The sequence below is a fragment of the Ruegeria sp. BB5 genome, assembly GCF_056539405.1.
Map to the genome: position 1 here is coordinate 166,345 of NZ_JBQFUX010000005.1, position 22,099 is coordinate 188,443.

At 59.4% G+C, this 22,099-nt stretch carries 19 protein-coding genes; 10 read left to right on the top strand and 9 right to left on the bottom strand.

The window, feature by feature from the left end:
• The first annotated feature begins 5 nt into the window (after nucleotides 1-5).
• The 3 genes from dut (at nucleotide 6) to ACR0DL_RS13735 (ending at nucleotide 3,724) form a co-directional block, all read left to right on the top strand.
• Complete coding sequence (gene dut, locus ACR0DL_RS13725) at nucleotides 6-461, top strand: dUTP diphosphatase (protein ID WP_170350570.1); 456 nt, start codon at nucleotides 6-8, stop codon at nucleotides 459-461.
• A complete protein-coding gene (locus ACR0DL_RS13730; protein WP_170551542.1) occupies nucleotides 461-1,510 on the top strand; it encodes a HesA/MoeB/ThiF family protein in 1,050 nt (349 codons plus the stop codon). The genes dut and ACR0DL_RS13730 overlap by 1 nt, the downstream gene beginning before the upstream one ends.
• Nucleotides 1,511-1,708: 198 nt before the next feature.
• The gene (locus ACR0DL_RS13735) at nucleotides 1,709-3,724 is read left to right on the top strand and encodes a M3 family metallopeptidase (protein ID WP_480689647.1); all 2,016 of its coding nucleotides are present in this window, start codon (nucleotides 1,709-1,711) and stop codon (nucleotides 3,722-3,724) included.
• Here ACR0DL_RS13735 and ACR0DL_RS13740 read toward each other — a convergent pair.
• Genes ACR0DL_RS13740 through ACR0DL_RS13765 form a run of 6 tightly spaced genes read right to left on the bottom strand, consistent with a single transcriptional unit; the run spans nucleotide 3,721 to nucleotide 10,285 of the window.
• Nucleotides 3,721-4,653: a 2-hydroxyacid dehydrogenase gene (locus tag ACR0DL_RS13740; RefSeq protein ID WP_480689649.1), complete on the bottom strand. Its 933-nt coding sequence runs from the start codon at nucleotides 4,651-4,653 to the stop codon at nucleotides 3,721-3,723. The genes ACR0DL_RS13735 and ACR0DL_RS13740 overlap by 4 nt on opposite strands.
• Nucleotides 4,654-4,668: 15 nt before the next feature.
• Nucleotides 4,669-5,808, bottom strand: a complete 1,140-nt coding sequence (gene rodA, locus ACR0DL_RS13745; RefSeq protein WP_170350566.1) for a rod shape-determining protein RodA — start codon at nucleotides 5,806-5,808, stop codon at nucleotides 4,669-4,671.
• Nucleotides 5,805-7,754, bottom strand: coding sequence for a penicillin-binding protein 2 (mrdA, locus tag ACR0DL_RS13750; protein ID WP_480689651.1), 1,950 nt, complete (start codon nucleotides 7,752-7,754; stop codon nucleotides 5,805-5,807). Before mrdA ends, rodA begins: the two co-directional genes overlap by 4 nt.
• Nucleotides 7,751-8,287 carry a rod shape-determining protein MreD gene (locus ACR0DL_RS13755; protein ID WP_170377683.1) on the bottom strand — a complete coding sequence of 179 codons (537 nt, stop codon included), beginning with the start codon at nucleotides 8,285-8,287 and terminating at the stop codon, nucleotides 7,751-7,753. The genes mrdA and ACR0DL_RS13755 overlap by 4 nt, the downstream gene beginning before the upstream one ends.
• Complete coding sequence (mreC, locus tag ACR0DL_RS13760; protein ID WP_170350563.1) at nucleotides 8,280-9,182, bottom strand: rod shape-determining protein MreC; 903 nt, start codon at nucleotides 9,180-9,182, stop codon at nucleotides 8,280-8,282. The genes ACR0DL_RS13755 and mreC overlap by 8 nt, the downstream gene beginning before the upstream one ends.
• Nucleotides 9,183-9,238: 56 nt before the next feature.
• A complete protein-coding gene (locus ACR0DL_RS13765) occupies nucleotides 9,239-10,285 on the bottom strand; it encodes a rod shape-determining protein (protein ID WP_008756832.1) in 1,047 nt (348 codons plus the stop codon).
• A 154-nt stretch (nucleotides 10,286-10,439) separates the two neighbouring features.
• Between ACR0DL_RS13765 and ACR0DL_RS13770 the strand changes: the two genes are divergently transcribed.
• Nucleotides 10,440-11,225, top strand: coding sequence for a 23S rRNA (adenine(2030)-N(6))-methyltransferase RlmJ (locus ACR0DL_RS13770; RefSeq protein WP_480689653.1), 786 nt, complete (start codon nucleotides 10,440-10,442; stop codon nucleotides 11,223-11,225).
• A gap of 164 nt (nucleotides 11,226-11,389) precedes the next feature.
• Here ACR0DL_RS13770 and ACR0DL_RS13775 read toward each other — a convergent pair whose 3' ends face one another.
• Nucleotides 11,390-12,958, bottom strand: coding sequence for a 2-isopropylmalate synthase (locus ACR0DL_RS13775; RefSeq protein WP_170377680.1), 1,569 nt, complete (start codon nucleotides 12,956-12,958; stop codon nucleotides 11,390-11,392).
• A gap of 291 nt (nucleotides 12,959-13,249) precedes the next feature.
• On the opposite strand from ACR0DL_RS13775, the gene ACR0DL_RS13780 reads away from it, so the two are divergent.
• Entirely contained in the window at nucleotides 13,250-13,915 is a 666-nt protein-coding gene (locus ACR0DL_RS13780; RefSeq protein ID WP_170412771.1) for an SDR family NAD(P)-dependent oxidoreductase, read from the top strand.
• A gap of 4 nt (nucleotides 13,916-13,919) precedes the next feature.
• On the opposite strand, the gene ACR0DL_RS13785 is transcribed toward ACR0DL_RS13780, so the two are convergent.
• A complete protein-coding gene (locus ACR0DL_RS13785; RefSeq protein WP_170551526.1) occupies nucleotides 13,920-15,365 on the bottom strand; it encodes an MORN repeat-containing protein in 1,446 nt (481 codons plus the stop codon).
• Nucleotides 15,366-15,511: 146 nt separating this feature from the next.
• On the opposite strand from ACR0DL_RS13785, the gene ACR0DL_RS13790 reads away from it, so the two are divergent.
• From ACR0DL_RS13790 to ACR0DL_RS13800, 3 genes are all read left to right on the top strand, one after another.
• Nucleotides 15,512-17,170 (top strand): NAD+ synthase, encoded by a 1,659-nt coding sequence (locus tag ACR0DL_RS13790; RefSeq protein ID WP_480689655.1) that lies wholly within the window; start codon nucleotides 15,512-15,514, stop codon nucleotides 17,168-17,170.
• 314 nt (nucleotides 17,171-17,484) lie between these two features.
• Nucleotides 17,485-17,718, top strand: a complete 234-nt coding sequence (locus ACR0DL_RS13795; RefSeq protein WP_170377676.1) for a hypothetical protein — start codon at nucleotides 17,485-17,487, stop codon at nucleotides 17,716-17,718.
• Nucleotides 17,719-17,878: 160 nt separating this feature from the next.
• Nucleotides 17,879-19,207 (top strand): NAD(P)/FAD-dependent oxidoreductase, encoded by a 1,329-nt coding sequence (locus ACR0DL_RS13800; RefSeq protein ID WP_480689657.1) that lies wholly within the window; start codon nucleotides 17,879-17,881, stop codon nucleotides 19,205-19,207.
• Between the two features lie 3 nt (nucleotides 19,208-19,210).
• On the opposite strand, the gene ACR0DL_RS13805 is transcribed toward ACR0DL_RS13800, so the two are convergent.
• Nucleotides 19,211-20,143 (bottom strand): MBL fold metallo-hydrolase, encoded by a 933-nt coding sequence (locus tag ACR0DL_RS13805; protein WP_425081643.1) that lies wholly within the window; start codon nucleotides 20,141-20,143, stop codon nucleotides 19,211-19,213.
• 116 nt (nucleotides 20,144-20,259) lie between these two features.
• Here ACR0DL_RS13805 and ACR0DL_RS13810 point away from each other — a divergent pair, with 116 nt between their 5' ends.
• Entirely contained in the window at nucleotides 20,260-20,694 is a 435-nt protein-coding gene (locus tag ACR0DL_RS13810; RefSeq protein WP_480689660.1) for a DUF1801 domain-containing protein, read from the top strand.
• Nucleotides 20,695-20,754: 60 nt separating this feature from the next.
• Nucleotides 20,755-22,080, top strand: coding sequence for a glutamate--tRNA ligase (gltX, locus tag ACR0DL_RS13815; protein ID WP_480689662.1), 1,326 nt, complete (start codon nucleotides 20,755-20,757; stop codon nucleotides 22,078-22,080).
• Nucleotides 22,081-22,099 lie beyond the last annotated feature (19 nt).

A 22,099-nucleotide genomic window follows, 5' to 3' on the forward strand; every position in this document is an offset into this window, starting at 1 on the left:
CAGTGATGGTTGCAATTCGTGTGATCCGCGAACAGGGCGCTGACCCCTCAGTACCCTTGCCGTCTTATGAAACCGCGGGGGCGGCTGGTGCGGATGTGCGGGCAAACCTGCCTGGCGGTGCGTCAATCACGCTTGAACCGGGCCAACGCGCCCTGGTGCCCACTGGTCTAAGGATCGAAATTCCGCAGGGGTTCGAAGTTCAGGTGCGCCCCCGTTCGGGTCTGGCGCTGAAACACGGGATCACTCTGCCCAATACGCCCGGTACGATCGACAGCGACTATCGCGGCCCATTGGGTGTGATCGTCCTGAACGCAGGTCAAGAGGCGTTCGAGATCACTCATGGCGAACGTATCGCGCAACTGGTCGTAGCCCCGGTCGTGCAAGCCGCGTTCGAAGCGGTTGATATGCTCAGCGACACGGCGCGCGGGGCGGGTGGTTTCGGCTCGACCGGGCGCGGCTGATGCTTCTGGTCGGGATTTTAGCGGCTGGTCTGTGGGGCATCGGCTATCTGGCTGGTGTATCGCGAACGGCCCGCACGACTTCGGTGGCCGTGCTGCTTCTGGGTGTGATTACGGCTCAATTGCTGCTGCCTGATGGGCATCCCTTGCGTCAGGCGACCGGCGGTTCTGCGGCGATGTGGCTGATACTGGCGGGTACGGTGCTGCTGGTACTGGTTTACGGACGTGTTCTGAAAGCGTTGCGAAACCGCGCCGCGCCAGCCTCAGCCAAGGAGCCCGCAATGCCATCCGACCAGTTTTCTGAGACCGAACTTGAGCGCTATGCCCGCCATATCGTCCTGCGTGAGCTGGGTGGGCCGGGACAGAAAAAGATGAAACAGGCGCGGGTTCTGGTCATCGGTGCTGGCGGTCTTGGGGCACCTGCGTTGCAATATCTGGCTGCCGCGGGGGTGGGGACTATCGGCGTGATTGATGATGACGAGGTTGAAAACGCCAATCTGCAACGGCAGGTTATCCATCGCGACGCAGATATCGGCATGCCCAAGGTCTTTTCGGCCCAACAGGCGATGCTGGCGCAGAACCCCAATGTGGTTGTTCTGCCCTATCACCGCCGCCTGACGGATGAAATCGCCACTGACCTGTTTGCCGATTTTGACCTGATCCTTGATGGCACCGACAACTTTGACACCCGTTATTTGGCAAATCGCACTGCTGTCGCGCTGGGCAAGCCGCTGATCTCGGGCGCGCTGTCACAATGGGAAGGCCAGCTCAGCGTCTTCGACCCGGCCAACGGTGCGCCCTGCTATCAATGTATCTTCCCCCAGGCTCCGGCCCCCGGTCTGGCCCCCTCCTGCGCCGAGGCTGGTGTGATTGGCCCATTGCCCGGCGTGGTAGGCTCGATGATGGCGGTTGAGGCGATCAAGGTAATCACCGGGGCGGGGCAAGCTCTGCGCTGTGAGATGCTGATCTACGACGCGCTATTTGGTGAAAGTCGCAAAATCACTCTGTCACGCCGGGAAGACTGCCCCATTTGCGCAGGTTCCGAAAACTAGATTCAACCGCCGCGCGCGTCGGCGCGCGGTCCGGCCCAACGCCGCCAAGGCGCATCTTTGACGCGCGCTGCGGGGGCGGGAGCCCCTGAAACCGCACCCTGCTTCTGGCGCGCGAAACTGGATTGTCGCGGAATTTGATACGCCACCTCTGGACCATTCCAGCCCGCCTCCCTAGCTTGACCAGCAAAGGAGATTTGCATGACCAACCCGATCCTGTCCAACTGGACCACGCCGTTTGAAATCGCTCCGTTCAACGCAATCTCAGACGACGATTTCGCCCCCGCGCTCGAGCAGGCCATGCAGGCGCATAACGCCGAGATCGACGCGATTGCCGATAACCCCGATGCGCCCACCTTTGCCAATACGGTCGAAGCGCTGGAAGCTGCTGGAGAGCAGATGGACAAGGTGTTGTCGGTCTTTTTTACGGTCGCAGGGGCAGACAGCAACCCGGCACGAGAGGAGCTGCAACGAGACTTCTCGCCCAAACTTGCGGCGCATTTCTCGGGTATTTCTTCGAATAAGGCTCTTTTTCAACGGTTGGCCGATCTGTGGTCTCGCAAGGAGGATCTGAACCTGACGGATGAACAGGCCCGCGTTCTCATGCTGACCCATCGCGGTTTTGTCCGTGCGGGTGCGGCGCTAGAGGGCGAAAAGGACGCCCGGATGCAGGACATCAAGGCACGGCTGGCCTCGTTGGGAACGTCTTTCACGCAAAACCTTCTGGCCGACGAACGTGATTGGTACATGGAGCTATCCGAAAACGATCTTGAGGGGTTGCCTGCATTCGTGGTGGATACCGCCCGCGGTGCGGGGCAAGAAAAGGGAGTAAAGGGTCCGGTGGTCACCCTGTCGCGCTCGCTGATTGTGCCGTTCTTGCAATTCTCGCCCCGGCGCGACCTGCGGGAAAAGGCCTATCGGGCCTGGGCGGCGCGTGGTGCCAATGGCGGTGAGACCGACAATCGCAATATCTCAGCTGAAATCCTGCAACTGCGCGAAGAACGCGCCAAGCTGCTGGGCTATGACAGCTTCGCCGATTTCAAGCTGGAAACTGAAATGGCCCGCACGCCTGACAAGGTGCGCGACCTGCTGATGCAAGTTTGGGGCCCCGCCAAGTCACGCGCCGATGCCGATGCTGAAATCCTGACGCAGATGATGCAGGGGGACGGCGTCAACGGCCCGCTGGAAGCGTGGGACTGGCGCTATTATGCCGAGAAACGCCGCAAGGCCGAGCATGATCTGGATGAGGCCGCGTTGAAGCCTTACCTGCAGTTGGATCGGATGATCGAGGCTGCCTTTGCCTGCGCAAACCGCTTGTTCGGGCTTGAATTCGCACCGTTGGATGTGCCGCTTTATCACTCCGATTGCCGCGCGTGGGAAGTCATGCGCAACGGGCAACATATAGCCGTATTCATTGGTGACTACTTCGCACGGGGGTCTAAACGGTCAGGGGCGTGGTGCAGTGCGATGCGGTCGCAGGCCAAGTTCCCCAAAGTGCAGGCGCCGGTCGTGATCAACGTCTGCAACTTTGCCAAGGGCGATCCTGCGTTGTTGTCTTACGACGATGCCCGGACCCTATTCCACGAGTTCGGTCACGCGCTGCATCAGATGCTGTCCGATGTGACCTATGAAAGCATTTCGGGCACCAGCGTGGCGCGGGACTTTGTAGAGTTGCCCAGCCAGCTTTACGAACACTGGTTGGAAGTGCCCGAGGTTCTGGCCGAATTTGCCACCCACGCCGAAACCGGCGAAGCGATGCCACAGGAGATGCTGGAAAAAGTGCTCAAGGCCGCCAATTTCGATCAGGGGTTTCAGACGGTGGAATATGTCGCCTCGGCGCTGGTCGATCTGGCGTTCCACGATGGCGATGCCCCGGCTGATCCGATGGCCAAACAGGCTGAGGTTTTGTCCCAGATCGGCATGCCGCAAGCCATTGGGATGCGCCACGCCACACCGCATTTCGCGCATGTCTTTGCGGGCGATGGCTATAGCGCGGGCTATTACAGCTATATGTGGTCCGAGGTCATGGACGCCGATGCCTTTGCCGCGTTTGAAGAGGCCGGAGGGCCCTTTGACCCGGAACGCGCTAAAGCGTTGGAAGAAAACATCCTGTCCACAGGCGGCTCACGCGAGGCCGAAGAGCTGTTCCTCGCCTTTCGGGGTCGGTTGCCGGGGGTTGAGGCCTTGCTGAAAGGGCGCGGTCTGATCGCGGCTTAGTACCCCAGAGACCGGTCAACGAGGTGCAGGAAGGGTTCACCTTCCTCACCCCGACGGATGTTCTCGCAGATCACCTGCGCTGCTGTTTCGGGCCGGGTTTCCGAGGCGATATGCGGGGTCACCGTCACGTTCGGATGCGCCCAATAGGGGTGATCTGCAGGCAGGGGCTCAACCCGAAACACGTCCAGCGTCGCGTGGCCAACCTGACCCGCATTCAGTGCCGCCAGCAGGGCATAGTCGTCGATCAACGGGCCCCGACCGGGATTGATAATGCAAGCGCCCTTTGGCAGCAGGGCCAGAGTGTCGGCGTTCAATATATTTACGGTGGCGGGTGTGTCGGGCAGCAACAGAACCACGATCTCGGCCCGCGACAAGGCTGTACGCAGCCCGTCGGGACCATGCAGGCAGGTGATACCGGGGATATCCTTGGCTGTACGGCTCCAGCCGGTGACATCGAAATTCAGCGCCGCCAGCGCACGCGCCGCGGCCTCGCCCAACGCGCCAAGGCCCAGAACGCAGACCTGACGTCCGGTTGCCAGCGGGGGCGGTGCAGGGGTCCAGACACCATCCTGCACGGTGATGTGCCGATCCATGCCGAGGTGATGGCGCAGCACGTGGCCCACCACCCATTCGGTCATGCCCTGCGTCAGGCCATGATCCACCATCCGCGCCAGCGGCACGGTCAGGGTCGCATTCCCCGCGATTTTTTCTACCCCGGCCCACATGCTAAGCACGGCCTTCAGCCGGGTGTATGGGGTGAAATCCAGTAACCCACCGCTTGGGGCATAGACAATATAGTCGACTTGATCCGGCTCAAACTCGGTTGCCAGGTGAAAGTCTACCCCGGCCTCGGTCAGGCCTTTGGTCAATAGAGGCTTATAGATCGGCCATTGCGCTGGGCGCGCGGAAAACAGGACGTTCACGGGCATAAGGGGCCTTTCGGATCAGCGGGGGCGGTGGATATGGGCGCTTTGGACGATGCCGAAGGCGGCCATCAGAACCAGCATGGCGGAACCGCCATAGCTGACCATCGGCAACGGCACTCCCACCACCGGGGCAAGGCCCATCACCATCGACATGTTGACAGCAAAGAACAGGAAGAAGTTCAGCGCGATGCCCAGCGTCACCAGTGATGAGAATCGATCTTTCGTCGAAAGCGCGGTGATTAGGCAGAACACCAGGATCAGGCCATACAGGGTCAGTAGGGTGATGCCACCGACAAAGCCGAACTCTTCGGCCAATGTGGTAAAGATGAAGTCGGTGTGTTTCTCGGGCAAAAAGTTCAGGCGCGACTGCGTACCTTGCATGAACCCGCGCCCGTTCCATCCCCCCGATCCCAAAGCGATCTTGGACTGGGTAATGTGATATCCCGCGCCCAGCGGATCGGTGGACGGGTCCAGAAACGTGTCGATTCGTCGGAACTGATAATCCTTGAGCAATTGCCACTCGGTTCCGCGGCTGTTGAACACGGTGGCAATCAGGCCGACCACAGCGGCGATAACGGCGGCGAAATAGGCCCAGTGGACGCCAGCAAGAAACATCAGTCCGCCACCTGCCGCCAACAGCAGGATCGAGGTGCCCAGATCGGGTTGTTTCAAAACCATGAAAGTGGGGATCAGGATCAACGCCACGGGGATCAGCACCCAAAGCGGGCGTGACGTTTTATGAGATGGCAGCCAGTCGTAATAGGCGGCCAACACCATGACCAGCGCAACTTTCATAACCTCAGACGGTTGCAGCCGCATGAAACCCAGGTCGATCCAGCGCTGCGCACCCATGCCAATAGTGCCAAAAAGTTCAACGAAAACAAGCAAAACGATGGACCCGAGATAGGCCACAACAGACATGTTTCGCCAAAACCAGATCGGCACCAGCGCGATGATGAACATGGCCGTCAGACCCAACCCAAAGCGTTCCATCTGCGGTTCCGCCCAAGGCATCCACGATCCGCCCGCAACCGAATACAGCATCAGGAACCCGGCACTCGCCGTGCTGATCAGCAAAAGGGTCAGTGGCCAGTTCATATACAGGAATTTGCGAAACCCCGACGGCGTGGATTTGACGGCATATTCAAGATAGCTCATGCGCGGTCCTTCTCGGTCGGACGCGCTTTGGGGCGGCGATCGCCCTCAAGCCGTTTTTGCTGTTCCTTGATGCGGTCGCGATCGCCAGCCGGATAGGCCTCGAGCGGCGGTGTGCCGTTGTACAGCGCTTGCAACATGATGTCCCGTGCGACCGGGGCCGCTGCCTTGGAGCCACCGCCGCCATGTTCCACCACCACGGCCACGGCGAATTTCGGATTGTCATAGGGTGCAAAGCTGACGAACAGCGCGTGGTCGCGGCGTTCCCACGGCAGGTCTTCGTTGCGGATCACACCGGCGGCACGTTCCGCCTTGGTGATGTTGCGCACCTGGCTGGTGCCGGTTTTACCCGCCATGCGGAATTCATCCGCAATGATACGGCTGCGATAGGCGGTGCCGCGCCGGTTGTTCGAGACCGTGAACATGGCATGACGCACCTGTTCCAGATTATTGCGGTTCACCGCCAGCGGTTCCCCCGCGCCGGAAGGTTGTTCAATCCCGTTCACCGAGCGTACCAGCCGCGGTGACACCGCGCGACCGGTTGCAATCCGCGCCGTCATGACTGCCAGTTGCAGCGGTGAGGCCAGCATAAAGCCTTGACCGATCGAGGCATTCGCCGTGTCGCCGACCAGCCATTCCTCGCCATGAACACGCTGCTTCCACGCCTGGTTAGGTGCCAACCCGGCGGCGACGGCAGACATCGGTATGTCGTGCTTTACGCCCAGACCAAAAATGCGCGCCATTTCCGAAATCTTGTCGATACCGGTGCGCAGAGCCACGTCATAATAATAGACGTCGCAGCTGCGTTTCAGCGAGGTTTCCAGATCAACCGTGCCGTGCCCGCCGCGTTTCCAGCAGTGGAAGCGGCGGCTGCCCACCTTTAGGTGGCCGGGACAATAGACTGTGTTCGATGGCCCGATCACCCCGGCCTCAAGCGCGGCCATGGCGGTGATCATCTTGAAGGTCGAGCCCGGCGGATAGGTGCCCTGAACCGTCTTGTTGGCCAGCGGGCGGTAATTGTCCTGTGTCAGTGTCCGGTAGTCGCTGACGGAGATACCGCGCACGAACAGGTTCGGATCAAAGCTGGGGGCCGAGCTGATGGCACGGATATCGCCGGTCTCGCAATCGATCACCACGGCGGCGGCGCTTTCCCCGGCCAGACGTGCCTGCGCGTATTGCTGCAGATCCGCATCGACAGAAAGCTGCAAGTCGGCCCCGGTCTCACCTTCCTGTCGGTCCAGTTCGCGCATTACGCGGCCGGTGGCGTTGACCTCGACCCGTTTCGCCCCGGCTTTGCCGCGCAGGGCAATCTCTTGCTTGGCCTCTAGCCCGACCTTGCCGATCTGGAACCGCGGAATTCGTAGGACCGGCTCAGGGTCTTCGATCTGGCTCAGGTCATAATCGCTGACCGGGCCGACATAGCCGACCACATGGGCAAAATCCTCATAGCGCGGGTACTGCCTTGTCTGTCCCACTTCGGGGATCACACCGGGCAGGGCGGGTGCGTTGACGGCAACCTTCGAGATATCCTCCCACGTGACCTGATCGGCCAGCGTGACCGGCAGGAACGGGGCCGAGCGGCGCATTTCGGTCTTGGCGCGTTCAATCTCATCTGCCGTCAGGGGGATCAGCTCTGAAAGCTTGGCGATAACCTGATCGACGTCACCAGCATCTTCGCGCACCATGACGATACGGTATGAGGGCGAGTTCTGGCCGATGATCTCGCCGTTTCGGTCGTAGATCCGTCCACGGGTTGGCGGGATCAGGCGGATATTGATCCGGTTTTCCTCGGCCAGCAGGCGGTATTCATCGGCCTGATCCACCTGCATATAGCGCATCCGGGCGGCGAGCCCGCCGATGAAGGCGGCCTGTAACCCACCCAAAAGCAATGCTCGACGAGGCAGGCGTTTATAGGCAAGGCCCGGGGCTTTGGGTTTGCGCTGTTTCATCCCCGTGTCCCTACGGCATTGGTATTGGCCACGGTTGCGCGCCGCACGCCAAGCGCGTTCTGGCTAAGCAGAACGATCAAAGGATAAACCGCAATTGTCAGAACCACTTGTATCACTACAGGCCCCAATGCCGCTTGTTGTACAGACACAATAGCAAGAATGACACGGTTCAGCATGAAAACTACCGTGATCGCCACCGCAACGGTGGACCATTCGCTAACAAAACCTGAATCCCGCATTCCAAATGCAGCCGAGCGCAGATATGCCGAGCCCAACACTACGAGCGCGGCCAACAAGCCGGGCGGGCGTTGTAACAACAGATCAGCCATCAGCATGACGAAGGCGATCAGCAGGGTCGGTACATATTCGGGCCGCCTCAGTACCCAGGCAAAAGTCAGTGCGATCAAAAAGTCGGGAAATGGCCAGCGGTCCGGTTTCGTGTCCAGTGGCAGCAAGTGCAGAAATAGCACAAGGGCGGCCAGTATAAGATACAGCCCACGCTTGGACCAAAGCTGTGAGGTTGCGTTATCCATCGCCGACCTCGGACGGGGTCAGGGCGGCCTCGGGGTTTCGTGGACCGACGATATCACCCGTATCGCGGATCTGGGGCGCTGATTGATAGCGCAGCACCCGCAGAAATTCGAGCCGTTCAAAATCTGCTGACAGGCGCACCCGCAGGCGACCGCCGGGATCAGCAGTGATCTGACCGATCAGCAAACCGCCGGGAAACACGCCACCATCGCCCGAGGTTACGACCCGGTCGCCGGGGCGGACTAGCTCTCGGTTCTCCAGAAACTCAACTGCCGGTGCGGATGTGTTGTCGCCGGTGATCAGGGCGGTCTGGCCAGAGGGCTGGATTGTGGCAGGGATCGCGCTGGAGGCATCGGTCATCAGGATCACCCGTGCCGTGTCCGGCCCCACGCCGGAAATGCGCCCGACCACACCAATCCCATCCATTGTGGCCCAGCCATCGGTGATACCGTCGCGTTCCCCAACATTCAGCAGAACCGACTGCCGGAAGGGTGACCCGCTATCGGCCATCACGACCCCGGTGATATAGGTCAGACGGGGATCGAGACGCACGTTGTTCAAATCCAACAGCCGGGCGTTTTCCTGTTCAAGTTGCAGCGCGGCCTCTTTCCAGGCGCGCATCAGGCGCAGCTCGCTGCGCAGTTCCTGGTTCTGTTCGCTCAGGCGTTGGTAACTTTGGAAATCGCGGGCCAGGTTGACCACGGCGGTGACCGGGACCATTGCCCACTCCATTGAGGGCACCACCCGGTCCACGACCTGCGCGCGGAACCGTTCCACGCGCGGGCTGTCGATCCGCCAGACCAGAAAGATGGCAAGCAGGCACAGCACCACAATCCCCAACAGCAGACGGCGCAGGGGGGTGGTGTATTCGTCGCGCTGTGATCGGTCCTTTGCCACAGGTTACCTTCCCGTGCTGCTCTTGCCCGAGTGTTGTCCCTTAAAGGGTGCGCGCCTTAGCTTTCGTAGTCAATCGCGTGGCGCAGCTGTTTTTCATATTCCAACGCCTTGCCGGTGCCCAAAGCCACACAATTCAGGCTTTCATCTGCAATCGACACGGCCAGCCCGGTTTGTTCGCGCAGGGCCAGATCCAGATCGCCCAGCAGCGCGCCACCTCCGGTCAGCATGACGCCTCGGTCCACGATGTCCGCAGCCAGATCGGGCGGAGTGGTTTCCAGCGCGGTCATGACGGCTTCGCAGATCGCCTGAACTGGCTCCGACAATGCCTCGGCCACTTGCGCCTGGCTGATTTCGATTTCCTTCGGCACGCCGTTCAGCAGGTCGCGGCCACGGATATGCATCGACTGACCGCGGCCGTCATCGGGCATACGGGCGGTGCCAATGGTGGTCTTGATCCGCTCGGCGGTCGATTCACCCACCAGCAGGTTCTGCTGGCGGCGCAGATACGAGATAATGGCTTCATCCATCCGGTCTCCGCCCACACGGACTGAACGGGCATAGACGATGTCGCCCAGCGACAGAACGGCCACCTCGGTGGTACCGCCGCCGATATCAACGACCATGTTGCCGGTCGGGTCAGTAATTGGCATGCCAGCACCGATCGCGGCAGCAATAGGTTCCGCAATCAATCCGGCGCGACGCGCACCTGCGGACAGAACCGACTGACGGATCGCACGCTTTTCAACCGGAGTTGCGCCGTGTGGAACGCAGACGATGATTTTGGGTTTCGAAAAGGTCGAGCGCTTATGCACCTTGCGGATGAAATGTTTGATCATCTCTTCGGCGGTGTCGAAATCGGCAATGACGCCTTCACGCATCGGGCGGATGGCTTCAATCGAACCCGGCGTCCGGCCCAGCATCAGCTTGGCATCCTCGCCCACGGCCAGCACTTTTTTCACACCGTCTTTCACGTGGTAGGCGACAACGGACGGTTCCGACAGGATCACGCCGCGTCCTTTGACATAAACCAGCGTGTTCGCTGTCCCAAGGTCGATGGCCATGTCCGCTGTGAACAGGCCGCCTAGATTGCCAAAGATCCCCATGATTCCCCTGATCCTGTATGTCGGTTTTCTACTGCCCGCGACTCGACGGTTCCGGGACGGATGACTTATAGGGTGCCAATACGCCCGGTTAAAGGGCTGATTCCGCGACAATCAGCACCTTTCCGCCTTATTGAGAGGGACTTTAGAAGGCAATATGCTCTCTTATCAACACATTTACCACGCCGGGAATCTGGCTGATGTGCAAAAGCACGCATTATTGGCATGGGTGCTGAATTATTTGACCCGCAAAGACAAGCCGCTGACATACCTTGAAACCCACTCTGGACGGGGGCTGTATAGGCTGGATGCGGTTGAGGCACTGCGCACGGGCGAGGCGGCGGCGGGTATCGGGCGAGCCCAAAGGGCCGACTGGTTCGATGCGGATCATCCACTGAGCCGGGCAATTGCGGCGGTTCAGCAGCGACAGGGGAGCGTGGCCTATCCCGGTTCTCCGATGATCGCGGCCAGTTTGCTGCGCGATCAGGACAGTTTGCACTTTGCGGAGCTACACCCGCAGGAACACGCGGCTTTGGCTATGGCGATGTCACCCTATGGAGCCAAAGTGTACCAACAGGACGGGTACGAACTGGCGCAATCCCTGCTGCCGCCGACGCCGCGGCGAGGGATGTTGCTGATCGACCCAAGCTACGAGGTGAAATCGGAATATGATCGTCTGCCCGGCATCATCGCCAAACTGCATCGCAAGTGGAATGTTGGCGTCATTGCCCTGTGGTATCCGCTTCTAACGGATGACCGTCACCGGGCCATGGTTTCGGCGCTGAAGGCGCAGAATCTACCCAAGGCGTTTTGCCACGAGGTTCGGTTTGACCCGGTGCGAGAAGGGCACCGCATGGTCGGTTCAGGTATGTTTATCGTCAATGCACCATTCGGTCTGGAAAACGAAGCCGCCCGGTTGACCAAGTTGTTCAAGGCGCTCTGAACACAGTCTACAGTCAATTCCAGAATGCTCCCGCCTCGCTTGCCCGCATCAAAGATGCAGCCAACCGAGTTGGGCCCGGCAGCGCGCCTTTGGCGCGCTGCCGGGCCCAAAACCCAAGAAGGTTCGGCGAAGCCGGGCCGCCGCGGGTGCGGGAGCCATTGTCCCTAGGTCAGGTCTTTGTAGCTGATCTCGCGTGCGTCGGCACCGGGGCCGGTTTTTTCACGGCGTACGATCAGGCGGTTCAAGGCGTGAAGATAGGCTTTGGCCGAAGCCACAACCGTATCCGTGTTGGCCGATTGACCCGTTGCGATCATGCCGTCTTCTTCCAGACGGACTGACACCGTGGCCTGGGCATCGGTGCCCGCCGTTACTGCATGCACCTGATACAGCTGAAGATGGGCTTTGTTCGGAAAGATCGCGCGGATTGCCTTGAAGGTCGCATCCACCGGGCCGTCGCCGTGTTCGGTTGCGATCGTATCCTTGCCGTCCACTTCCAACTCAACCGTCGATTCTGCCTGTCCGCCAGTGCCGCAGGTCACCTTCATCGACACCAATTGCAGATGATCGTCTTCGTCATCCAGCGTCATCAGTGCAATAAGATCGTCGTCAAACACCTCTTTCTTGCGGTCAGCCAAATCCTTGAACCGCACGAAGATATCCTTGAGCTGGTTGTCACCAACCTCATAGCCCAGCGTTTCCAGCTTGTCGCGCAACGCCGCACGGCCCGAGTGTTTTCCCAAAGGCAAGGACGTGCCCGAGAGGCCGATATCTTCGGGGCGCATGATCTCAAAGTTTTCGCGGTTCTTCAGCATGCCATCCTGGTGGATACCGCTTTCATGGGCAAAGGCGTTCTTGCCAACGATGGCCTTGTTGAACTGCACGTTGAAGCCCGACACCGTCGCAACGCGGCGAGAGATATGCATGATCTTGGTCGTATCAATGCCGGTGTTCCACGGCATAATGTCGTTGCGGGTGCGCAGCGCCATAACGACCTCTTCCAACGCCGTGTTGCCTGCGCGTTCGCCAAGGCCGTTGATCGTGCATTCAATCTGACGTGCCCCGCCCGCGACAGCGGCAAGCGAGTTCGCCGTCGCCATGCCAAGATCGTTGTGGCAGTGGGTGGCAAATACCACCTCATCTGCACCCGGCACCGTCTCGATCAGGCGCTTGATCAGGTCAGCCGATTCCATCGGGGCCGTATAGCCCACAGTGTCTGGGATATTGATCGTCGTGGCGCCGGCCTTGATCGCAATCTCGATCACGCGGCACAGATAGTCCCACTCGGTCCGCGTTGCATCCATCGGCGACCATTGCACGTTTTCACACAGGTTGCGCGCGTGACTGACAGTCTCGTGGATTTTCTCGGCCATTTCGTCCTGTGTCAGATTCGGAATGGCGCGGTGCAGTGGTGAGGTGCCGATAAACGTGTGAATTCGGTTCTTTCCGGCGTGCTTGACGGCTTCCCAACAGCGGTCGATATCCGCGAAATTGGCACGCGCCAGGCCGCAGATGCGGCTGTTTTTGGATCGCTCGGCGATCTCGGATACCGCTTTGAAATCGCCCTCGGACGCGATGGGGAAACCGGCCTCGATGATGTCGACGCCCATTTCATCCAGCAATTCTGCGATTTCCAGCTTTTCGTCATGGGTCATGGTTGCGCCGGGGCTTTGCTCGCCGTCGCGCAAAGTGGTGTCAAAGATCAAGACGCGGTCTTGGTCGGTCACGTTGGTCATGGGATTCTCTTTCTTCTTCTGTCCTAAAGCCTATGGCGCGCGGGCGTCCTCCTCTGAGCGGGCGCGCCGGATGGCACGCTCAGAGGCGGATTAGGATCAGTAGGCCACGCAGAGACGCACCGCGCAGGGCGGTGTCGGCAAATGGGATATCTGCGCGGTTGATCATGGGGCGGAATTTATACAGAGCCTGCCCAGAATGAAAAGACCCATTTGCGCCTTAACTGCTGTTGCAGGGGTTTCTTTCAAGAGTGGCGTATTGATCCGCGTAACAGGACGTCTAGGTGGTTAGTGATGAAAACAGCGTTGATCATAGGCGCGTCAGGAGGAATCGGTCAGGCGGTATGTCACCGCCTGAGGCGGCAGGGCGTGGCGGTGACCACCTTGTCGCGGTCTACGGACGGGTTTGATTTAACCGATCCCGCCGGTATCGAGAGCGTATTGGGCAAGTTGTCCGGCCCCTTCGATTTGATCCTCGTCGCCTCGGGCGCGTTAGAGATCAACGGGGCGGCCCCGGAAAAGACAATGCGTGCGGTCACAGCACAGACAATGATGGACCAGTTTGCGTTGAACGCTGTCGGACCTGCGCTGATTCTGGGCCATGCATCACGCCTGCTTCCGCGGGATCGCCGGGCGATTTTTGCTGTGCTATCGGCACGCGTCGGGTCCATCGGGGACAATAGGCTGGGCGGTTGGGTCAGCTATCGCGCAGCAAAAGCCGCGGTGAACCAGATCGTACATACGGGGGCGATCGAACTGCATCGTACCCACCAGCAAGCGATCTGCGTTGCCCTCCATCCCGGCACCGTTAAAACTGAATTCACCCGAAAATACCTGGGACGTCATCCCGCTGTTGCACCGGATGAAGCCGCCGAGAACCTGTTGACCGTGATGGCGCATTTAACCCCAGCCGAAACTGGAGGGTTTTTCGATTGGGCCGGAGACCCCGTGCCGTGGTGATGGTTCAGCCGTCCGAATCGGTGGTGTCTGTTGTATCCGTCTCAGGAGTTGTGCTGTTCGATGTCGCCAATGCACCGTTTTCCCAAACGCCGGTTTCCTCTTCGCCGTTGGCATAGCGCACAGTGCCGTTGCCGTGCCGTTTGGCGTCGACAAAGCTGCCCTCGTAAACATCGCCGCTTGGGTATGTGGCGATCCCGTCACCGGTGATCTTGCCTTCGGTCCATTGGCCAGAATAGCTGAACCCGTTGGCCATGACGATTTCACCTTGCCCGTGGCGTTTGCCTGCGTTGAACTCGCCGGAATAGGTGGTGCCATCGGGGTACGTGGACAAGCCCTTGCCCTGACGCAGACCATCGGCCCAATCCCCGTCATAGCTGGACCCGTCAGCAGAAGTCAGAATGCCCTTGCCACTCGGTTTGGCGTTTTTGAACTGTCCTTTGTAGACCGTGCCGTTGGGATAGGTGGAAATACCCTGACCTTCAATCACACCAGCGATCCAATCGCCATCATAGGTCGAGCCGTCGGGGTAGGTGATCAGGCCCTTACCCTCGGCCAGATCAGCCTTGAAATCGCCGACATGGACCGAGCCATCCGGATAGGTCATCTCACCTAAACCCTCAAGCAGCCCGTCGGTCCATTCGCCGGTGTATGCAAATCCGTCAGTGCCGGTATAGGCCCCCTGACCATGGCGCAGATCGTTGGCATAGTCGCCTTCGTAGACGTCGCCATTGGCATAAATCATCTTGCCCTTGCCTTGCCGCCGACCCTCGATCAGTTCGCCTTCGTAGACGTCACCGTTGACAAGGGTCATGCGCCCGGAGCCTGTTATGCGGTCTTCGACCCAATCGCCGACGTAAGTCATCCCGTCGGGCAGGGTCAGGCTGCCTTGACCGTGACGCTGACCATCCTTGATTTCGCCCTCGTAGATACCGCCTTCGGCATAGGTAATCTTGCCACTGCCCTGTTTGACACCATCAACCCAGTCCCCGTCATAGCTAAAGCCGCTGGGGTCCGTCATCACGCCCTTGCCGTGATAACGCGCGTTTTTGAAATTGCCCTCGTAGCGCGCGCCATTGGCATAGATCGCGATGCCAGCGCCATTGAGCGACCCGTCGGCCCATTCACCATCATAGCTGCCGCCGTCGGCATAGATGATCTTGCCGCGCCCTTCGGGTTGCCCTTTGACAAACATGCCTTCGTAGATCGAGCCGTTGACATAACGGGCAATCCCCTTGCCCTGAATCTCACCCTCGGCCCATTCACCGCTATATTCGAACCCGTTAGGCAGGCGATACGTGCCGGTTCCGTGACGCAGGCCGTTTTCAAACGTGCCTTCATAGACGCCGCCAACTTCATCGTCCGTGGTGATTACCTGACCGTTCTGCGCGGCGGCGCCAGCAGCGATCAGAGCGATTGCTGATGCGGCAATGGAAATGCGAAAAGCGTTCATAATCTGTCCTGCCTGCCCAGTGTTGATCCTTTTGCGCAAAACTAAGGTACCGGTGGGGGCAGAGCAACGGGTTTTGCCGCATTTGCCTTTTACTTGCGCAATGATCTGCTAAATGGCTGTAAGACTGACGAGGGCAAGAGGGCACAATGGCCGACCGTTTCCGTATCACTCTGGCGCAACTCAATCCCACCGTGGGGGATATCGACGGTAACGCTGCCAAGGCGTTGGCCGCGTGGAAGCAGGGGCGCGAGGCCGGGGCCGATCTGGTGGCGTTCCCCGAGATGTTCATCACCGGCTACAACACGCAGGACCTGGTGATGAAGCCTGCGTTCCACCGGGCGGCGATGGCGGCGGTCGTGGATCTGGCCAAACAATGCGCCGATGGCCCTGCGGTGGCGATTGGCGGACCTTGGGCAGAAGATGGCAATCTTTTCAATGCGTACCTGATCCTCAAGAACGGGCGGATCAGCAGCAAGTCGTTGAAACATCATTTGCCCAATGAAACTGTATTCGACGAAGTTCGCCTGTACGATGCCGGGCCTTTGGGCGGGCCTTATGCGGTTGGCAACACCCGCATCGGCAGCCCGATCTGCGAAGACAGCTGGCATCCGGACGTGGCCGAAACGCTTGAGGAAACCGGGGCCGAGTTTCTGCTGATCCCCAATGGTTCGCCGTATTTCCGCAACAAATACGACGTGCGCCTGAATCATATGGTGGCCCGCGTGGTCGAGACTGGCCTGCCGCTGATCTATCTGAACATGGTTGGCGGTCAGGACGATCAGGTTTTCGACGGGGCCACGTTTGGCCTGAACCCGGGCGGAGAGCTGGCGTTTCGGATGCCTGTTTTTGACGAGGCCGTGACGCAGATCGATCTGGAGCGTGGCGATGATGGCTGGCGCATTGTGCCCGCTGAAATCGTGCCGCAGCCCGACGAATGGGAGCAGGACTATCGCACCATGGTGCAATCCTTGCGCGACTATATGGGCAAGACCGGGTTCAAAAAAGCGCTGCTGGGTTTGTCAGGCGGCGTTGATTCTGCCTTGGTCGCGGCTATCGCAGTGGACGCCATTGGCGCTGAGAATGTTCGCTGTGTGATGCTGCCTTCGGAATACACCAGTCAGGCGTCGTTGGACGATGCCGAAGCCGTCGCCAAGGCGTTGGGCGTTCACTATGACTATGTGCCGATCTCGGACAGCAGGGCAGCAGTGACCGATACCTTGGCCCCGCTGTTTACTGGGCGCGATACGGACTTGACCGAAGAGAACATCCAATCCCGCTTGCGCGGATTGCTGTTGATGGCGATCTCGAACAAGTTTGGTGAGATGCTTTTGACCACAGGCAACAAATCCGAGGTCGCGGTGGGATATGCCACCATCTACGGCGACATGAACGGCGGCTATAACCCGATCAAGGATTTGTACAAAACCCGTGTGTTCGAGACCTGCCGCTGGCGCAATGCAAACCATCGCGACTGGATGATGGGGCCCGCAGGTGAGGTGATCCGCCCTTCGGTCATCGACAAACCGCCCAGTGCCGAACTGCGTGAGGACCAAAAGGACAGCGACAGCCTGCCCGACTATCCGGTTTTGGATGCCATTCTGGATATTCTGGTCGATCGTGAGGGCTCGATCGCCGATTGTGTCGCTGCCGGATTTGACGAGGCTGATGCGCGGCGGGTCGAGCATCTGATCTATATTAGCGAATACAAACGCTTTCAGTCCGCCCCCGGAACTCGGTTGACACATCGGGCTTTCTGGCTGGATCGCCGCTATCCGATTGTGAATCGCTGGCGGGACAAAGGCTGAACTGCTCTGGAACCAATTAAGGAATAAATGATTGTCTCCTTCGCTAGGCTAGTTCGTCCAGAGAGGTGAGCATTGTTTCAAATTTTCCGATAACACTCTAATTTTCCAGCCTCTCTTGGAATAGATGGCTTGAAATTGAGACATTTTTTTGCCACATTTTAGCTTAATTCACGCCCCATCTGGGGCGGTGTGACCTTATTTCGAAAGTATCGAATTGTGGCGCACTTGGTGTTGGATGTCTGAGTTAACGATTTGGTGTTATTATGTATGAGGGATATGACAAACCGCTTCACCCGCCGTTGAGGTTCAAATCAATGGAGTCCGAGGCGCGGGTTCTGGACGAAGCTAAGTTGGATTCTGCCATCGCGGATCTTCTTCGCGAGGATGAGTCCGAAGACCCCGAGCCTGAGGTAAAATCCACAAAAGCGCCGGCCGTCTTTCCTGAACTGCCTCAACAGGCCGAGATGGATGAAGAGGTCGAGACGAAAGACAGCGGGTTGGGGGCGACCCTGCGCCAGAAATTGGCAGAGTTGCGCGGCGCGGCTTAATTTCCAGGTGAATCCGGACGGAATGGCGCGTGAATTCTCGCGCCTATTGGCGTGTTCGCCACAGCTTTTGAAAATCATCACCCCTGCGGCACAAGACACGTTGCCTGTGCGCTCGCTCTGGGCCTTCATGGCGGTTCGAGCCATGAAATAAGAGCGGTTGATGCCCGGCCCCAAGCCAACCCCCGTCGAACCTGATTTGCACTTGCCCAAAACCGTGGATGTCGTTGTCGTTGGCGGCGGCATAATCGGCGCGTCCACCGCGTTGGAACTGTCTGAACGCGGTGCTTCGGTGCTGCTGTGTGAAAAGGGGCAGATCGCGGGCGAGCAAAGCTCGCGCAACTGGGGATGGGTGCGTCTGGGTATGCGCGACCCGCGGGAAATCCCGTTGATGGTCGAGGCGCTGCACCTGTGGCAAGGGCTGGATCAGCGGACCGGCCGCAAGACAGGTTATACCCGTGCAGGCATCCTGTTTGGCGCCTCGGGCAAACGCAGCAGCGGAAATCTGGAACGCTGGCTACGCCATGTCGACGGGTTGCAAACCGGTGCCAGATTGGTGGCCGGGGGTGAGTTGGACGCGATGCTGCCTGATACTGCAGCGGATTTTGATTGCGCCCTTTTTATGCCGCAGGACGGTCGGGCCGAGCCGCAATGGGCCGCACCCGCCATCGCCGAGGCGGCGCGGGACCGTGGGGCGGTGCTGATGACCAATTGCGCAGTGCGCAGTGTCGATCTTAGGGATGGCCGCGTTTCTGGTGTGTTCACCGAGCGTGGTCGGGTGGCATGTAACTATGTGGTTCTGGCCGGTGGTGCGTGGTCACGTCTGTTTGCCAGGAATGCCGGGATTGATCTGCCGCAACTGAAGGTACTGAACACGGTTCTGCGCACGTCACCTGTCGAGGGTCCTGAAACAGCGCTTTGGGCGGATGAATTCGCAATGCGAAAGCGTGCCGATGGCGGCTATAGCATCGCGTCCGGTCGTGAGAATACGGTTGATATCGTGCCCGATAGCTTTCGTCTGGGTCGACAGTTCCTGCCTGCCTTTAAACAGGAATGGCGGTCTTTGCGCTTTCGATTGTCGGGCCGCTGGCGCACTGAGGCGCAGCAGGATCAGACCTGGCTGCCAACCGATGTGACGCCGTTCGAAAAATGCCGTGTGCTGGACCCCGAGCCGTCGTCAAAAGTGTTGCGCAAGGCATGGGCCAAAGCACGCAATGCGTTTCCGGCGCTTGAACAGGCCGAGATTGTACAAAGCTGGGCGGGCATGATCGATGTAACACCGGATGCGGTGCCGGTAATCTCGGGGGTGGATGAGATGGCGGGAATGTATATTGCAACCGGTTTTTCCGGTCACGGGTTTGGTATTGGCCCCGCAGCAGGTCGTCTGATGGCTGACCTGGTCGCCGAAACCACGCCTTGCGTCGATCCGGCCGCTTTTCGCCTGTCCCGTTTCACGGATGGCTCAATAGTGCGGCCGGACCCTGGATACTAGGGCTTAGCCCATCATCTGATAGCTGACCGGGACAAAGCGGAACCCGTCACCGCGCGTTTCGACAAAGCCGGCCGCCGGGAACGGCATGTGATAGCCGATCATAGGCACCTTGTCGGCGGCCAGCATGCCCAGCACATTGCGCCGGGATGCAGTGGCTGCCGCCTTGTCCATGTCAAAGCGCACCTCCCATTCCGGGTGGGCAAAAGACCAGACATAGTGATTGGCCAAATCAGCGGTCAGCACCAGACGTTGCCCGTTGCTTTCCAAGTGGTAAACTGTGTGACCCGGAGTATGCCCATAGGCTGCGACTGCGGTGATGCCCGATGCAACCTCGCCCCCGTCTTCGACAAAGGTCATCTTTTCGGCCAGCGGTGTCACTTTGGCTGCGACCAGATCGCCGACGCGGTTGCCTGCGTCTTGCGCGGCCCAGAAATCATACTCAGGCGATGCAGTGACATAGCGCGCATTCGGGAAGGTCGGCGCGTCGTTCGTGGTCATGCCGCCGATATGGTCGGGATGCATATGGGTGATCACAACGGTATTGATCTGATCTGGCGTCACGCCCGCATCCGCCAGCGCGGCCTGAATGCCGCCCTGACCCAGGCCAGTGTCGAACAGAACCAGCTCAGACCCGGTATTGACCAGTGTTGGTGTAAAAAAGAACTGCGCCACCTCGGGCGAGATGAAGTTGTCGGCTGAGACCTTGGCGAAATCCTCGTCCGAAGCGCCGCCGCCAAAGATATCCTTGGCGCCGTCACGGGGCAGGCTACCGTCCAACAATGTGGTGACGGTGAAGTCGCCCAACTTAAAGGATTTGGCGATGGTTGAATTGGCCTTGGTCTCGGTCCCGGCGGCCAAAACTGGGGCGGCGGCGGATGCGAATGGCAATGCTGCTGCGGCTCCTAGGGCCGCGCGGCGAGTCAATTTGATGGTCATTTTCGATCTCCCTGTCAGAATATCAGGATGTTAGGTAGGGCGGAGAGGGTCACTTGCCACCCTATACACCCAAGACATGGGCTGTGTGGTTGAACATTACGTGTTAAATTTTGTTCATGGCGCGATCTGTAAACAAAACCGTCCCCACAGGGCAAAGCGTTGAGAGTTTCCTTTCGGCGGTACAGCCAACGCGAAAAGCCGAGGAGGCACGGGTACTGGATGCAGTATTCCGCAACGCGACGGGATTTGCACCTGTTATGTGGGGGGCGTCGATGATCGGGTACGGACAATACCATTACCGATATAAATCCGGGCGCGAGGGTGATTTTCTGGCCACCGGGTTTTCCCCACGTAAATCCGCGCTGTCGATCTATATCATGCCCGGTTATGCGGATTTCGGGGATATCCTGACGCGCCTGGGCAAACACAAACTGGGCAAATCCTGCCTTTATGTGAACAAGCTGACGGATATTGATCTGGATGTGCTCTCCGAGCTGATCCGCGCCGGGTTGAAAGACCTGGATCGGCACTGGCCGGTACAGCCGACCTGAACGCCTCTGCTGGACAATTGGCCCATCCTGTGACATGAGCCGCGCCAACAGGAGAACTCCATGACCACCACCCGTTTTGCCCCGTCGCCCACCGGTTATATCCATGTGGGCAACCTGCGCACCGCCCTGATGAACTATCTGATCGCCCGCAAGGCAGGCGGTACGTTTATCCTACGTATCGACGACACCGATCCCGAGCGTTCGAAAGAAGAATATGTCGATGCGATCAAGCAGGATCTGGAATGGTTGGGCCTGCATTGGGACCGGGTCGAGCGTCAGTCCGAACGACTGGACCGTTATGCCGAAGCTGCGGACAAACTGCGTGAGATGGGCCGGTTTTATGAGGCGTTTGAAACGCCGACCGAGCTGGACCTGAAGCGCAAGAAACAGCTGAACATGGGCAAACCGCCAGTTTATGACCGCGCCGCGCTGAACCTGTCGGATACTGAGAAAGAAGCATTGCGGGCTGAACGTGGCAATGGCGTCTGGCGGTTCAAGCTGGATCATGAGCGGATCGAATGGACGGACGGTATTCTGGGCGACATTTCAATCGATGCGGCCTCGGTGTCTGACCCGGTGCTGATCCGGGGGGACGGTCAGGTTCTGTATACGATCGCGTCAGTGGTGGATGACACTGAGATGGGCGTTACTGACGTTGTGCGCGGCTCGGACCACGTGACCAACACCGCGACGCAGATTCAGATCATCGAGGCACTGGGCGGCACTTGCCCGCGCTTTGCGCACCACTCGCTACTGACTGGCCCGCAGGGTGAGGCTTTGTCCAAGCGGCTGGGCACGCTGGCCCTGCGCGATCTGCGTGAACAGGGTGTGCAACCAATGGCTCTGCTGAGCCTGATGGCGCGTCTGGGCTCGTCCGATCCGGTTGAGTTGCGTTCGGACATGGCTGAACTGATCGAAGGATTCGATGTAACCCGTTTCGGGGCTGCACCAACAAAGTTCGACGTGCAGGACCTGTTCCCGCTGACGGCGAAGCACCTGCAATCGCTGCCGCTGGCCGATGTGGCCGACGCCGTTGCCGACGCAGGCGTTCCAGCCGACTTGGCCGAGCCGTTCTGGTTGATGGCGCGCGAAAACATCACCACCCTGGCCGATCTGAAAGGCTGGTGGGAGCTGTGCCGCGACGGGGCTGAACCCTTGATCGCGGATGAGGACCGTGAGTTTATCGCCGAAGCCGTTGCGCTGCTACCCGAAGGGCCTTTCGATGGTGAAACATGGGGCGCATGGACCAAGGCGGTGAAAGAAGCCACCGGCCGCAAGGGCAAGGGCCTTTTCATGCCGCTGCGCAAGGCGCTGACCGGCATGGAGCGGGGCCCGGAAATGGCGACCTTGCTGCCGTTGCTGCAGGTGATCCGCGCGCGCGGATGAATGTACCTGATCCGGTATT

Excerpts from the sequence above, each read along its gene's own strand:
- ACR0DL_RS13790 (WP_480689655.1), top strand. The coding sequence starts at position 15,512 with ATGGCCGACCGTTTCCGTATCACTCTGGCGCAACTCAATCCCACCGTG.
- ACR0DL_RS13765 (WP_008756832.1), bottom strand. The coding sequence starts at position 10,285 with ATGGGGATCTTTGGCAATCTAGGCGGCCTGTTCACAGCGGACATGGCC.
- ACR0DL_RS13740 (WP_480689649.1), bottom strand. The coding sequence starts at position 4,653 with ATGCCCGTGAACGTCCTGTTTTCCGCGCGCCCAGCGCAATGGCCGATC.
- mrdA (WP_480689651.1), bottom strand. The coding sequence starts at position 7,754 with ATGAAACAGCGCAAACCCAAAGCCCCGGGCCTTGCCTATAAACGCCTG.
- ACR0DL_RS13780 (WP_170412771.1), top strand. The coding sequence starts at position 13,250 with ATGAAAACAGCGTTGATCATAGGCGCGTCAGGAGGAATCGGTCAGGCG.
- ACR0DL_RS13775 (WP_170377680.1), bottom strand. The coding sequence starts at position 12,958 with ATGACCAACGTGACCGACCAAGACCGCGTCTTGATCTTTGACACCACT.
- ACR0DL_RS13770 (WP_480689653.1), top strand. The coding sequence starts at position 10,440 with ATGCTCTCTTATCAACACATTTACCACGCCGGGAATCTGGCTGATGTG.
- rodA (WP_170350566.1), bottom strand. The coding sequence starts at position 5,808 with ATGAGCTATCTTGAATATGCCGTCAAATCCACGCCGTCGGGGTTTCGC.
- ACR0DL_RS13805 (WP_425081643.1), bottom strand. The coding sequence starts at position 20,143 with ATGACCATCAAATTGACTCGCCGCGCGGCCCTAGGAGCCGCAGCAGCA.
- dut (WP_170350570.1), top strand. The coding sequence starts at position 6 with ATGGTTGCAATTCGTGTGATCCGCGAACAGGGCGCTGACCCCTCAGTA.
- ACR0DL_RS13755 (WP_170377683.1), bottom strand. The coding sequence starts at position 8,287 with ATGGATAACGCAACCTCACAGCTTTGGTCCAAGCGTGGGCTGTATCTT.
- ACR0DL_RS13800 (WP_480689657.1), top strand. The coding sequence starts at position 17,879 with ATGCCCGGCCCCAAGCCAACCCCCGTCGAACCTGATTTGCACTTGCCC.
- ACR0DL_RS13785 (WP_170551526.1), bottom strand. The coding sequence starts at position 15,365 with ATGAACGCTTTTCGCATTTCCATTGCCGCATCAGCAATCGCTCTGATC.
- ACR0DL_RS13810 (WP_480689660.1), top strand. The coding sequence starts at position 20,260 with ATGGCGCGATCTGTAAACAAAACCGTCCCCACAGGGCAAAGCGTTGAG.
- gltX (WP_480689662.1), top strand. The coding sequence starts at position 20,755 with ATGACCACCACCCGTTTTGCCCCGTCGCCCACCGGTTATATCCATGTG.
- ACR0DL_RS13735 (WP_480689647.1), top strand. The coding sequence starts at position 1,709 with ATGACCAACCCGATCCTGTCCAACTGGACCACGCCGTTTGAAATCGCT.
- ACR0DL_RS13730 (WP_170551542.1), top strand. The coding sequence starts at position 461 with ATGCTTCTGGTCGGGATTTTAGCGGCTGGTCTGTGGGGCATCGGCTAT.
- ACR0DL_RS13795 (WP_170377676.1), top strand. The coding sequence starts at position 17,485 with ATGGAGTCCGAGGCGCGGGTTCTGGACGAAGCTAAGTTGGATTCTGCC.